We start from the raw sequence: 13,544 nt of genomic DNA, 5'->3' as shown, positions 1-13,544 counted from the left end.
CCTTATGTATAGGAACGTATGATAAGCATTATAATCCCCATTTTAAACGAAGAAAAAAATATTGGTAAATTGCTACCATATTTGCTAGATAATTCTAACCCAAAAAACATCTTTGAAATAATAGTTATTGATGGCGGAAGTACGGATAATTCACAAAACATAGTCAATGATTTTATTAATTCAAGGGACTCTGATCCTAGCAAAGCATTGTATCGAAAAGCAAATCAAAAAGGTCTCAATACATTTTTGAAAAGCAAAAACACTCGACCAGACATCCTGCTTTTAAACTCTAAAAAAGGGCGCGCCAAACAAATGAATTTTGGCGCAAAAAAAGCAAAAGGAAAAATCCTTTATTTTTTACATGCCGATTCGTTTCCTCCTAAAAATTTCGACCAATTCATTATTAACAACAAAAAAAAAGGGCATAACGCTGGTTGCTTTAGAATGCAGTTCGATAGCAAGCATTGGTGGTTAAAATTAGCCAGTTGGTTTACACAGTTCAATTGGAAAATATGCAGAGGCGGCGACCAAAGTTTATTTATTACTAAAGCTCTTTTTAGCGATATTGGGGGCTTTGACGAAAACTACATAGTCTGTGAAGATTCGGTTATAGTCAACGAGCTATATAAAAGAAATGCTTTTGTAGTTATTAATAAAAAACTACAAACTTCAGCGAGATTATATGAAAAACATGGTGTTTTTAAATTACAATATCACTTTTGGACAATTCATATAAAAAAATGGCTGGGTGCAGATGCCGAAACACTTTACCAATATTACAAAAAACATATTTGCTAAACCTTATTTCTACCCATTTCGTTAGGGTATAGAGTTCTTACAACATCACTTTGAAAAAAATCTTTGGTATCAATATTCATCCCTGATAGTTTTCCATAAAACGTAGCTCCCGTATCTACATTCCAAACATTGGCTGCATTCATGGGCTCATAAGAATTAAAATTTATGGTTGGTGTATGCCCGATAAAAATTTCGCTATAATGCTTTAATCGATTTGGATATAATTCGGAATCTTGACTAATATTTTTATCTAACGACAACGCCATTTCCCAAAGTGTTCGGTCGTAATAAAACGTTTCTTTAACAACTTCTTTTTCTACGCCATGCATGGAGGTAAAACCAGCGTGAATAAACAATCTGTTTTTATCGTCTATATGATATAATGGCATATTCTGAAAAAACAGAAGATGTTGTTCTTTCACCTCTTTAGAGAAATTCACATAGCTTTCTATGGTTTCTTTGCCTCCATGCATATACCAAGTAGGATTTACATAATCCGTTTTTAACCACGTTTCGCACCAAGCATCATGATTCCCTTTTATAAAAATGCAATTTATTTTTTCAGATAATTCTCTTAAAAACTGAATGACTTGAGCCGATTCGCTCCATCCATCCACATAATCACCCAAAAAAATGAGTTGATCTTCATCCTTAATTTCCATTTTATTCAACAATTGGATTAATGCCTTCAATCCACCGTGAATATCTCCAATAACATATATACTCATAATCTGTTTTTTGCAAAACTAAGGGTTACTACTAATTAGAATGATAAAATATGAGGTTAATTTTTGTATTAATTACCACTACCCAATAACTTTAATTACTGAAATATTATAATATTTATTTGTACCTAAGCACTAATATTACTAGTAATTTCCTATTAATATATAATTATTGTAATATTAAAAATCAATTAATATAGTATTATAAATATGTTAAAAATAAGATTTTTTATATAATTTACTTTTTTTATACTTTATATTTACTAAATTTGAACATCTCTCATCAACTAAACTACCACAGTTATGAATAATTGCGTTTATGCAACAAAGAGATTTTTAGAACTCCTTCAATTTAAACCATCAAAAAATATTTCGAAAACAACATCGTCGCTCATCCCTAAGACTCAATGTTATTGTATATTTCAGACGCATTGCATAAGCACAACAAAACAACTTTAATTGTAAAAATTGAGAAAAGATATCACTATACATATGTTAAAACCAATGATTACAATATGATTTTATAGATAGTATTATGAAAAATAAAAAAAATAAAGATTAGAAAAGCTTATCTATAAAAAAGCTCAAAGTAAAAAACTTTGAGCATGAACAAAATCCTTTTCGCGAAAGGCAGACCAAAACCTTGATGGTCGTTAAATGTTCAGGGCAAAAATAAATATTAAATTTTACTATTATGAAAAAATTAAAATTAAATTTTGGAGAGTTTGAATGTCAAAAAGTGTCTCTAAAAACTATTTACGGAGGCTATGGAGGAAATTCTAGTCAAAATACTGTAACTATTGGCAGCAATGGAGGAACTTCAGATGATGGAGATGATTCTGACTGGGATTAAACTTTTTTAAACTTAAGAGTGGATTAATAAATTAATCCACTCTTAAATTTCTTTTAACTATGATTCTTATATTAAGTACACCAACTGATTTAGATACTCAAAATGTAATAGAGTGGCTTATTGAGTATAATGCACCTTTTTTTCGTTTGAATGATGAGGACTTATTAAATGGAAATGTCCAATTTTACTATGATTTATCCAATGAGTCACAAGCTTATTTTAGACAAGATAACCAAAAGATTTTCTTAAAAGATGTAAATATAGTTTGGTTTAGGAAATTTGGTTTTCTTAAATCCTATGAAGAAACATTTAAGGGTAAAAGTGATATAATAAAATATCTATATTCTGAATTTAGTGTAATAAGATCCATTATTATGGACTTATTAAACGATAAAAAATGGTTGTACAAAAAAAAAATATGCCATCCAAAATAAAAATATTAAAAATAGCCCAAGAATGTGGATTAAATGTACCTAATACTAAAATTCTATCAAACAAAACTTTACTACATGATTTTTTTAAATCGAATAATAATGAAATTCTCACAAAATCATTAGGTGAAGGGAAGCATATAGAATATAATAATGAGAATTATCCTTTTTTTACATTTAAAATTGAGAATCTAAACTCTATTTCTAAAAATTTTAGTCCGACATTATTTCAGAAGTACACTGATAAAATCATAGAAATAAGAACCTTTTATTTGAATGGTGAATGTTACTCGATGGCAATATTTTCTCAAAATGACAAAAAAACAAAAGTAGATTTTAGAAATTATGATTTAGAAAATCCAACTAGATATGTTCCATACAAATTGCCCAAAGATATAGAAGAAAAAATAAATAATATGATGATTAAATTAAATTTAAATACGGGATCTCTTGATATTATTTATTCACCTGATAGAAAATATTATTTTCTAGAAGTTAATCCTGCCGGGCAGTTCGGCATGACAAGCGATCCTTGTAATTATAGTTTGCATAGAAAAGTAGCGAAGTACCTTAATGAAAATTCAAATTAAATATGTCCAAATTAATAGATAGAATACCAAAAGAATATAAGAACAAACTCCCTGCGTCCATATATTTTGCAGAAAAAAGAAATGTTGTTATCAAAGTAAATTCTTTACATTATGCCAAGTCTAAATTATATAATACAGATAAAATGAGATGTTATTTATATTATAAACCTAGCTTTTTATGAAAGGAAATGAGTATTATAGATTTTATGAATGTTGTAGAATTGTTAAAGGAGTCAATAGAACTATTATTTACGATTTACAACGTTCAAATTTTTATTACATCCCTAATCCCGTAATTGAAATTTTTATAAATTATCTAAATAAATCAATAGATTCTCTTTTTTATGACTATTCGTCTCAAAAGGAAGAATTAGAGAAATATTTCAATTATTTATTGACCAATGAATTAATTTTTGTAACAAATAATCCTGAGCCGTTTTCTTCAATGGGTTTAGAATTAGAAAGACCCCATAAATTAGATTTTATATTTATAGAGATTGATGATTTACAAGATTTCAAAATTGATTTTTTAAAAAAATCAGTCGACAAAACAGGAGTAGATGAAATTATAATTATAAATTCTACTAATTCCATTGAAAACTTTAATATGGTTTTAAATTTGTTAAGTTATTCTAGAGTTAAGTTAGTAACTTTTATCTCATTGTTCCATGATAATTTAGTAAAGCCTGTTATGGAATTAAAAACAAAACATGAAAGATTAAAAAAAATAGTTTTTATTAAAAGCCCACTAGAATATGCAGAAAATGGCTCAAAAGATAATAAAACAAGTTATTTTACTAACTCATTAAAAGATTTATTAACTAGAGGAATAGAAAAAATGGAGGATTTTGTAATGAATAAAAACAGTTATTTAGAATCTTTAAATTATAACCTATATTATAATAGACGGATATATATCAACAATATAGGAAAAGTTAAACCCTCTTACATTCAAAAAGAATATTATGGAAATATTGAATATGAAAATATAAATGATATTGTTTTAAAAGATGGTTTTAGAGATTTATGGAAAGTAACCAAAGACAAAATAGAAATATGTAGAGACTGTGAATTTAGATATATGTGCCCAGATAATAGAATCCCTGTCAAAAAGAAAAATATTTATTATCACAAATCATTATGCAATTATGATCCTTACACCAATCTTTGGAAAAATTAGTCAAAAAAAAATTAATTATAATGAAAACAGAAAAATATTATTTTTTGCTAAAGTTTTCAGGTCTTTTCTTGTTATTGATTTTGAGTTCTTGTAAATCTTTTCACCCACTTATTAAATATAATTATTTTGACGGTAATACTTTGTATAATAAAGAGATTGACATGAGTATTGATTTTTTTGGAGATATTAAATTTAACACATTAGAAAAAAATGAAATAAAAAATAAGATTGAAGGGATTAAAGATATTGATCAAAGAAATCTGTTAGTTTTTGGTTCCACAAATGTCTCACCAAAATACGACGTATTCTTATTTTTTAAAAATTCAAAAAAAAAACCTAAAGATACTACAGAATATATAAAATTACTTATTAAAGATACTATACAGAATGTCGTTTTATACAAAAAGAGTAGAGGCAATAAAAATGCCTTTGTACTTTTAAAAGGAATAAATAACAATAATATTAAATCAATATTAATTGACGGTTTGTCACTATCTGAAAAAATTTCTTTTAATTCTGATTTAAAAAAACTTACTTTTTCTAAAGTGTTTGAAACATATAAGGAACATACCAACTATTTATTTGTTAGAGAAAAACTTAAAAACGCACCAATTGTTAAATCTAAGGAAAATGAATGGATACAATTTCAGTATTTGATAACAATAAATTCTTTTATGTCCAATAATATTGAATATGATAGCCTTATTAATAAATTTGCTTTTGATAAAAAAACCTACTTATCAACAGTTTTAGATACTTTATTTCATAGTTCCGAAATTGATAAAGCTAACGATGTAATTGAAAAAATCACTTCTTTATCAAAAAAAACTCGTGTCGTAATGTTAAATGAAAATCATTGGTGTCCTGAAAATAGACTATTAGCTATAAAACTTTTAAATCCCTTAAAGAATAGCGGTTATACTCACCTAGCTTTAGAAGCATTATATAAAGACCAAGACTCCTTACTCAATAATGTAGAACCTTATCCTAAAATAAATACAGGATATTATACTCGAGAGCCATTCTTTGGACATTTAATTAGAGAAGCCAAAGATTTAGGATTTACAATAATAGGATATGAGGATTTTAATAATAGTATCGACAGAGAAGTTGCTCAAGCAAAAAATTTAAAAAAAATACTGGATAATAATTCTAATAACAAAGTATTTGTGTATGCTGGATTTGATCATATTTATGAAGAAGAGACAAGTAAAGGGAGTAGGAGAATGGCTTCTTTTTTCAAAGAATTAACTAATATTAATCCGCTAACAATTGACCAAGTAAATATAGTTTCAAACATTCGTGATGAATTAATTATGATGCCTTCTTATTTATTTAAGCACAATGATAGATTATGGAAGCCGGTAGATTATTTTGTTATAAATAATCTAAGCAAAAACTTCAAAGAAATTTATCCTCATAAAGAGTTCAAGGAGATAAGATTAATGGATGATTTTTTAATACTTAATAAAAACAAAGATTTATTAATCTCTGTATACTATGAGGAAGAATATTCGAAATACAAAAACAGAAGTGTTCCAATAATATCCATTATAAGAAAAACATCCGCTGAAAATACAGTTGATTTAATTTTACCTGAAGGAAATCTCGTTATTAGAATTTGTACAACGGACAACACTTCTTTTAAAACTTTTTCCCTTTCAGTATAAAAATAAAATATTTGTGATAATAATTTATCTAATCCTATCTGACAAATCATTAAATAATCTGCTTAAGATGAGTTAATATGCACTCAAAATATAAATATTGAAAAAAAAATTTCCATTTTATAAACAACCAGACTCTAAAGACTGTGGTCCCACATGCCTGCGGATCATAGCCAAACATTATGGTAAGCTTATTTCTTTACAGGACATTAGAGATTTATCCGAAACCACAAGAGCAGGCAGCAATCTATTAAAATTAAGCGATGCTGCCGAGGCTATGGGATTTAAGTCTTTAGGAGTCAAATTTGATTTTAAGAAACTAAAAGAAGCCCCACTCCCCTTAATCGTTCATTGGAATAAAAACCATTTTGTAGTGGTCTATAAAATTAAGGATAATGTGGTCTATATTTCAGATCCTTCCTATGGATTAATCACCTACACCAAAGAAGAATTCACTCAACGCTGGATTGGCAATAACGCCACTGAAAACACCAAAGAAGGCATTGCCTTACTGTTAGAAATTACTCCAAAATTCAAACAACTTAGCTGGGAAGCAACCGATAAAAAATCGTTTCGCTTTCTATTCCAATACCTGTTTAAATATAAAAGCCTCCTGTTGCAACTTATTATTGGCTTGATAGTGGGCAGTTTATTGCAACTTATTTTTCCGTTTTTAACACAGAGCATTGTAGATGTAGGTATACAAAATCAAGACATCAGCTTTATATATATGGTGTTAATGGCTCAATTAATGCTTTTTGTAGGGCGTACCAGTGTTGATGTTTTTAGAAGTTGGATTTTATTGCATTTAAGCACGCGTATCAATATTTCTTTAGTTTCAGATTTTTTTATAAAGCTTATGAATCTTCCCATTGCTTATTTTGACACCAGAATGACTGGGGACATCATGCAACGCATCAATGACCACACCCGAATTGAAAAGCTGCTAACAGGTTCTACCTTAAACACACTTTTTTCAATGGTAAACTTGCTAGTATTTGGAGCAGTCCTTATTTACTATAGTACGTCTATCTTCTTTATTTTTGCCATTGGCAGCATAATCTATATTATCTGGATATTGTTTTTCTTAAAAAGAAGAAAAGAACTGGATTATAAACGCTTTTCCCAATTAAGCCAGGAACAAAGCACGGTTATAGAGCTTATAAATGGGATGCAAGAGATTAAAATGAACAATGCAGAAAAACAAAAACGTTGGAAATGGGAATACGTACAGGCTCGCCTTTTTAAAGTGTCTATGCAAAGCTTGGCTTTAGAGCAAACCCAAAGTGTTGGATCATCCTTTATCAATGAAGCTAAAAATATATTTATAACCTTTACTTCTGCCTTATTAGTTATTGAAGGCTCTATCACGTTGGGTATGATGCTATCCATTCAATATATTATCGGACAATTAAATAGCCCCATAAGCCAATTAGTAAGTTTTATTCAAGCTACGCAAGATGCCAAAATAAGTTTGGAGCGTTTAGGCGAAATTCATGATAAAGACGACGAAGAAAGCAAAGAAAAACACTTGATTAGCAATATCAAGCCTAACCAAAATCTGGAGGTTAAAAACATCACCTTTAGATATATTGGAAGTGATGAACAGGTTATCAAAGGATTAAACATGGTGGTGCCTGCCAATAAAATTACAGCCATCGTTGGATCCAGTGGTAGCGGAAAAACGACTTTAATGAAAATTCTGCTTAAGTTTTATGATGTAGAAAAAGGCTCCATTCTATATGGTGAACACTATTTAAATGCGCTTTCTCATAAAGCTTGGCGAACCCATTGCGGTGTAGTGATGCAAGAAGGGTATGTGTTTAATGATACCATCGCATATAACATTGCTGTTGGAGAGGACGTGATAGATCAAGAACGGTTGATTAAAGCAACTAAGGTTGCTAATATTTATGACTTTATTCAATCTCTGCCTTTAGGATTTAACACCAAAATAGGGAATGAAGGCATTGGCGTAAGTACGGGACAAAAGCAACGATTGTTTATTGCCAGAGCTGTTTATAAAAATCCTGAAATACTATTTTTTGACGAAGCAACCTCGGCGCTTGATGCTAAGAACGAACGAATCATCATGGAAAATTTAAATGAATTCTTCCAAGAGAAAACGGTTGTTATTATTGCGCATCGCTTAAGCACTGTTAAAAATGCGGATCAAATTGTTGTTGTTGATGAAGGCATGATTATAGAATCTGGAAATCATACTGAGTTATTAAAACAAAAAGGTGCTTATTATAATTTAGTAAAAAATCAATTGGAATTGGAAAAATTAAGCGGAACAAAAGATGCCTAAAAAGACAAAACAGGACAATTTAGAGTTACGGTCGGAAGAAGTACAGGAAATCTTGTCCAATCCACCTTCATGGATTGTTAGGTGGGGCATCACACTTATTTTTATGTTCGTGTGTATCATCGTATCCCTATCTTTTATGATTAAATATCCCGATTTTGTGACGGCAAAAGTATTGGTAACTACCAAGCAACCTACAGAAAAAATAATATCTAGATATTCTGGGCAATTAGAGAAAATCTTTGTTAATAATCGTGACACAGTAGAAGTTAATCAAAAATTAGCGATTATAAAGAACACTGCAAAATTCAATGATGTGTATCTCTTAAAAAATATTATTGACACATTGCCCTTCAATGTCAATTCTTTTAAGTTTCCTTTTGAAAAAACGGCTTTTCTTATATTGGGTGACGTCAGTATGGCCTATCTTAGTTTTGAAAAAAGTTATATGGATTATTTTTTACTGAAAGATTTAGATCCTTATGAAAATCAATTGGGCGGCAACAAAGTATCACTTCAAGAATTAAAGAATAGATTAATTAGTCAGATTAATCAAAAAAACTTATTGGAGCAAGAATATAAGCTAAAACAAACAGATTATGAACGAGATAAACAACTATTTGAAAAAGGTGTGATTTCCCAAAGGGATTATGAACTAAAACAATTAGAGTTCATTCAAATGCAAAAGAATATTAGTGCCATGGCTATCTCGATTTCGCAAATGACCGAGGCTATTTCTACAGCAAGCCATACCTTAAAAAGCACACGTATCAATGAACAAGAGGACAATACCAAATTCTTAAAAAATCTCATCCAGTCCTATGACATACTTAAAGAAGCGATTAGGACTTGGGAGTATAATTATGTTTTAAAGTCCTCAACCGATGGTGTTATTAGTTTCCAAGATTACTGGGGAGAAAATCAATTTGTTAATTCTGGCAATATTGTATTTTCGATTTTGCCCACAGATACGTCTGCCTTAGTGGGCAAGCTCGTCATACCCGCACAAAATGCTGGAAAAGTAACTGTGGGACAAAAAGTATTTATAAAATTAGATAACTTTCCTTACCAACAATACGGCATGTTAATTGGTAAGGTTACTAATTTTTCTATTTCTCCTAACGCTGAAAATAATTATACCGTATTCATTTCACTGCCAAATGGCATCAAAACCTCATACAACAAAAACTTTAAATTTACTCAAGAATTATTGGGAAATGCAGAAATTGTAACTGAAGATTTAAGTGTCGCCGAACGCTTGTTTTATAAGTTTAAGGATATTTTCAAGTATTAATATATTAAAGAACAGGTAACCAGACTGGATAAGGTTTCCTTTGTTTCGATTGGAATTCCCAATTGATTCGCAATAAGGTCTATTTTTTTTAAATATAACTCTTTTATTTTGTTTTCTGTTTGAATTGGTTCTGATTGGTTAATTAAATAATCTTCAACATATGTTTTACAGAATACATACCATGCTGCCAACCACGGCTCTTCCTTTTCAATATCATTAGCAGATAATAATGAGTTTGAAAGATTTGATATTTCATCATATTCTTCAGGAAAGACTTTTTTTATGGATTGTCCGTGTAGAAAATAATTGTTTTGCAGATTCATAAATACATTTTTAGCTACTTGCTGATTATGGTTCCTAATGGCTTTTCCTAAAGTTATTAAGGCATATATGGATAAAGTATGGGTGTCTTCTTGTATAAATGTTTCGGTCTTCAGCCCTGAAAACATCAATTTTGAAAAATGCTCCTGTATATTGTAAACAGCATGTCCATTTTTATTATGTGGGATTGGATTTAAACCAATATGGAATGTGTTTGACGGGTAAGGCAAACCAATTCCCTTAACTTCTACTATATATTTTTCAGGTCTATTATTTTCTTTAAACTGTGTGAAATAGTCGAAAAATCGTTTCCCGATGGCATCCATTATGTGTTCATTCGGAAACAACATAGCAAATTGAATAGTATATACAGGTACATAATTCAAAGACACTTGATAATAAACATATTCATCTTTTTTGAGGTACAATATGAAATTTTCTATCTCAGATAAAACAAGATGCCATTTTTTTATATCGTAAAAAAAGGTAGAGTTAAACCAAGCATGATTTTCATCCATACTAAAAAACACTTTTAATTTTATACTCTTTATTCTTCATTTTCAAAATAATATTGAACGGGTTTGTAGTTTTTAATATTTGAATATACCATATCATGTATGTCTTGGTCTATTAAAAACTTTGATGTACCATTAAAATGTAAATGGCAGGGGAATGTTTGGGTCAAATTATTTTTTAATCTATTAACTATAACTTCAAAGTTTGTGTGGAACCATTCTTTTTTGTAAAGATAATATTGTGAAAAATCACCATTATCTGATTTAGGGAAATACTCTTCTCCCTCTTCTGAAAAAAAAGCACAAAAGATATCGCAATTAAAATCCAATGCGATTTTATCCCTATGCTTTAAATAACGTTGCGCCCATAGATATTGATTACTCAAGGGATAATTTTCTAAATCAAAATCATTGTCCTCCAACAAGTCTTTTATAGTCCTTGCATTACCAATAAATCCACCGCTATTCAGATATTTGTATGGTGTATGTATATTGTCATCAGGATACCGCTTTTCCATGCTCGAATCTGGCCAACAGCCTGTTTCTGCTGAAAACACCACTTTTTTATCAAAAGCATTATACTTTGAAATAATCTCATCTTCTCCAGCTACTAATAGAGCGTCTGTTCCATCTGTAAAAAAAATGAGTTCATCATCATCAATGCTATCGTCTGACAGGTAATCGTAAAGAAGCTCATCCTTAATTCTTCTCGTATGGAATATTTTGCCACTTGATACCAAAACAACCAACTCCAGCCCGTTTAGTATGCAGGAAAACCTTAGGAGATTAAAATTTATATCGTTAACATCATTTACTACTGTAACTACTTTCAAACCCATACTTAAACATTATTGACAACCAAGTAATTTCTGGTTATAGTTTTCTACTGTTTCACTTAGTCTTACCTGTAATTGTTTGATCTTTTTGAAATTACGATCATATTTTTTTCCTAGTTTCAGCAATCCCAAAAATTGGTAAAACGCTCTAACTTGAGAGACATAATTTATTGTTCGCTTATGCTTCCCAAAAATTATGCAAAATATGGTTCCTATGTCTTTTGGAAAGTTAAAATATGTTTTAAGATTTTTTAAAGAAAAAACAATGTAATCTATCCAATAACTTTTATTTGGCGCATTATCTTTTCCTGTAAAAATAAGAATATCATAGGTTCTAACAATGTGGTAGGCGGGTGCGGAGATCCTTACTATATGGATTAAAGCCTCCCAGGAAAGTCTATCTTGCGACAGGGCATGTTCGTAAATAAGCCTCCTATCGTACCACAATTTATAGCCTGTCAACCATATGGCAAGTGAGAGTTCTAGGTCTTCAGACCTAGCGATCTTACCTTCAAACCCATAGGTAAGAATACGTTCAAACCCACATTGCTTCAATAAGGCATAAGCCTTCATATTAATTACAGAGCCAGCTCCCCAAATAAATCTAGATTTTGGATGGTAATGCTTTATCTCTCCACTAATTAAGCCTTGCTGTCCTACAGCATAATACGTTTTCATTCCCGAAAACCAATCAGGTAAATCCAAATGTTTAGCAGGAATGCCTTGCCCACCCAACATGCCAATGTCTCCATTTTTAGACATGATATCAAAAGCCACTTGAAAATAGTTTTTTTCAAGCCAATTATCATCATCACAAATAATAACATATTGATAATTAGCCATGTTCAGTCCTTTATCTATGGCGTTTTCCTTTCCTTTTTTAGGTTCAAAAAATAGTTCGATTGGAATATCTGCCTGAAGTTCAGCCCAAACTCTTCTTGCCACATCTATACTATTATCGGTAGAAGCATTATCAATCATAATGATTTCACAAGGTATATCCTTATCAAACTCTTGAAATGCCAAATGTTTTAATGTTTCTGGAAGATTATTGGCTCCATTGTGCGTACATATCAGTACCGTTATTCCCTTTTTTAATGACATAAATAATAAATATCGGGATTAATAATACACATACGGCTCTGTAAAAAAAGAAATACCATTATAATAATAAGCCAATGAATTCCCTGAGTGTTTAAATTTAATCAGGAATTCTTCTTCCCATAATTTAATGATGGATTGTTCACCTTCTCTCATAGCATCATCAAGATAAATCGAATAATTTTCATCTAATTTATCAATCATGTATGGGAATGCCGGGTATCTTGATCTGCCTTTACTCTGTATCCAAGCTGGAGGACCATCAACAATAATCATATCAAAAGTTTTGCTCTCTGTAACTGAGTCTAAAATCTCTGTAGAATACCATAAATTATTGTCGAGGGCTAATTTACATTCTTCTAGGGGACAATGTAAAACACTAACAACCCCATCCAAATTCTCATTGGAAAGTAATTGTGATAATTTTTGAGACCACTCTAAATCATGCTCAATCGAAATTATGGATGTATCTAAATTATTCTTTTTGATTAATCTGCCAATTAATATAGTTGAAATACCTGATCCAAATTCGATAATATTTTTTCTATTGTTTATTACAATATCATTAAGTATGTGGTTTAAACAGAAGGGTCTCAACGATGATCCTGAAAAAGGCAAGTATGGATAACCATGAATTATTGTATTAAGAAAATTAACACTCAGTATGTCCTCTGAAAAGAATCGATTTAGCCTATTGTTATTTTCTAAATGGTAAATTGTATTGGTCAGAAACTCTAAAAACTTTTCCGAATTATCTTCTTCGTTTTGGTTGTTCATTATAAAACTGAATAATTAATTATAAATTTTAACAAAATATAACTTATCTCTAAATATATAATTTTTAATATAATTACCTACAAAAATTGTAGGTTTTTCTTTTAAATAATTTAAAAATACTCATAAAACTAATTAAACATCTGTTTTT

Annotated in this window: 13 protein-coding genes; 8 read left to right on the top strand and 5 right to left on the bottom strand. The window is 29.9% G+C overall.

Features of this window, described 5'->3' with window-relative positions; all coding sequences use genetic code 11:
- The first annotated feature begins 18 nt into the window (after positions 1 to 18).
- Positions 19 to 798 (top strand): TIGR04283 family arsenosugar biosynthesis glycosyltransferase, encoded by a 780-nt coding sequence (locus DKT72_RS06555; protein WP_111307939.1) that lies wholly within the window; start codon positions 19 to 21, stop codon positions 796 to 798.
- Here DKT72_RS06555 and DKT72_RS06550 read toward each other — a convergent pair.
- A complete protein-coding gene (locus DKT72_RS06550) occupies positions 795 to 1,526 on the bottom strand; it encodes a metallophosphoesterase family protein (RefSeq protein WP_111307938.1) in 732 nt (243 codons plus the stop codon). The genes DKT72_RS06555 and DKT72_RS06550 overlap by 4 nt on opposite strands.
- Before the next feature lie 691 nt (positions 1,527 to 2,217).
- On the opposite strand from DKT72_RS06550, the gene DKT72_RS18190 reads away from it, so the two are divergent.
- The 7 genes from DKT72_RS18190 (at position 2,218) to DKT72_RS06515 (ending at position 9,846) form a co-directional block, all read left to right on the top strand.
- Positions 2,218 to 2,376, top strand: coding sequence for a hypothetical protein (locus DKT72_RS18190; protein WP_162623255.1), 159 nt, complete (start codon positions 2,218 to 2,220; stop codon positions 2,374 to 2,376).
- A 59-nt stretch (positions 2,377 to 2,435) separates the two neighbouring features.
- Positions 2,436 to 2,810 (top strand): MvdC/MvdD family ATP grasp protein, encoded by a 375-nt coding sequence (locus DKT72_RS06545; RefSeq protein WP_111307937.1) that lies wholly within the window; start codon positions 2,436 to 2,438, stop codon positions 2,808 to 2,810.
- Positions 2,795 to 3,397 carry a grasp-with-spasm system ATP-grasp peptide maturase gene (gene gwsG / locus DKT72_RS06540; protein WP_162623254.1) on the top strand — a complete coding sequence of 201 codons (603 nt, stop codon included), beginning with the start codon at positions 2,795 to 2,797 and terminating at the stop codon, positions 3,395 to 3,397. Before DKT72_RS06545 ends, gwsG begins: the two co-directional genes overlap by 16 nt.
- 178 nt (positions 3,398 to 3,575) lie before the next feature.
- Positions 3,576 to 4,577, top strand: a complete 1,002-nt coding sequence (locus DKT72_RS06530) for a hypothetical protein (protein ID WP_111307934.1) — start codon at positions 3,576 to 3,578, stop codon at positions 4,575 to 4,577.
- A 20-nt stretch (positions 4,578 to 4,597) separates the two neighbouring features.
- Entirely contained in the window at positions 4,598 to 6,247 is a 1,650-nt protein-coding gene (locus DKT72_RS06525; RefSeq protein ID WP_162623253.1) for a hypothetical protein, read from the top strand.
- A gap of 97 nt (positions 6,248 to 6,344) precedes the next feature.
- The gene (locus DKT72_RS06520) at positions 6,345 to 8,555 is read left to right on the top strand and encodes a peptidase domain-containing ABC transporter (RefSeq protein WP_111307932.1); all 2,211 of its coding nucleotides are present in this window, start codon (positions 6,345 to 6,347) and stop codon (positions 8,553 to 8,555) included.
- Positions 8,548 to 9,846 carry an HlyD family secretion protein gene (locus tag DKT72_RS06515; RefSeq protein WP_111307931.1) on the top strand — a complete coding sequence of 433 codons (1,299 nt, stop codon included), beginning with the start codon at positions 8,548 to 8,550 and terminating at the stop codon, positions 9,844 to 9,846. Before DKT72_RS06520 ends, DKT72_RS06515 begins: the two co-directional genes overlap by 8 nt.
- On the opposite strand, the gene DKT72_RS06510 is transcribed toward DKT72_RS06515, so the two are convergent.
- Genes DKT72_RS06510 through DKT72_RS06495 form a run of 4 tightly spaced genes read right to left on the bottom strand, consistent with a single transcriptional unit; the run spans position 9,843 to position 13,396 of the window.
- Positions 9,843 to 10,685 (bottom strand): hypothetical protein, encoded by an 843-nt coding sequence (locus tag DKT72_RS06510; RefSeq protein WP_111307930.1) that lies wholly within the window; start codon positions 10,683 to 10,685, stop codon positions 9,843 to 9,845. The genes DKT72_RS06515 and DKT72_RS06510 overlap by 4 nt on opposite strands.
- Positions 10,686 to 10,714: 29 nt before the next feature.
- Entirely contained in the window at positions 10,715 to 11,521 is an 807-nt protein-coding gene (locus tag DKT72_RS06505) for a glycosyltransferase domain-containing protein (protein WP_111307929.1), read from the bottom strand.
- A 9-nt stretch (positions 11,522 to 11,530) separates the two neighbouring features.
- Positions 11,531 to 12,622 (bottom strand): glycosyltransferase, encoded by a 1,092-nt coding sequence (locus DKT72_RS06500; protein WP_111307928.1) that lies wholly within the window; start codon positions 12,620 to 12,622, stop codon positions 11,531 to 11,533.
- Positions 12,623 to 12,640: 18 nt separating this feature from the next.
- A complete protein-coding gene (locus tag DKT72_RS06495) occupies positions 12,641 to 13,396 on the bottom strand; it encodes a class I SAM-dependent methyltransferase (RefSeq protein WP_111307927.1) in 756 nt (251 codons plus the stop codon).
- Between the last annotated feature and the right edge of the window lie 148 nt (positions 13,397 to 13,544).

The organism is Confluentibacter sediminis (genome assembly GCF_003258355.1).
GTDB lineage: Bacteria > Bacteroidota > Bacteroidia > Flavobacteriales > Flavobacteriaceae > Confluentibacter > Confluentibacter sediminis.
The sequence above is the reverse complement of the archived record's forward strand: the minus strand, read 5'-3'. Positions and strand labels throughout refer to the sequence as shown.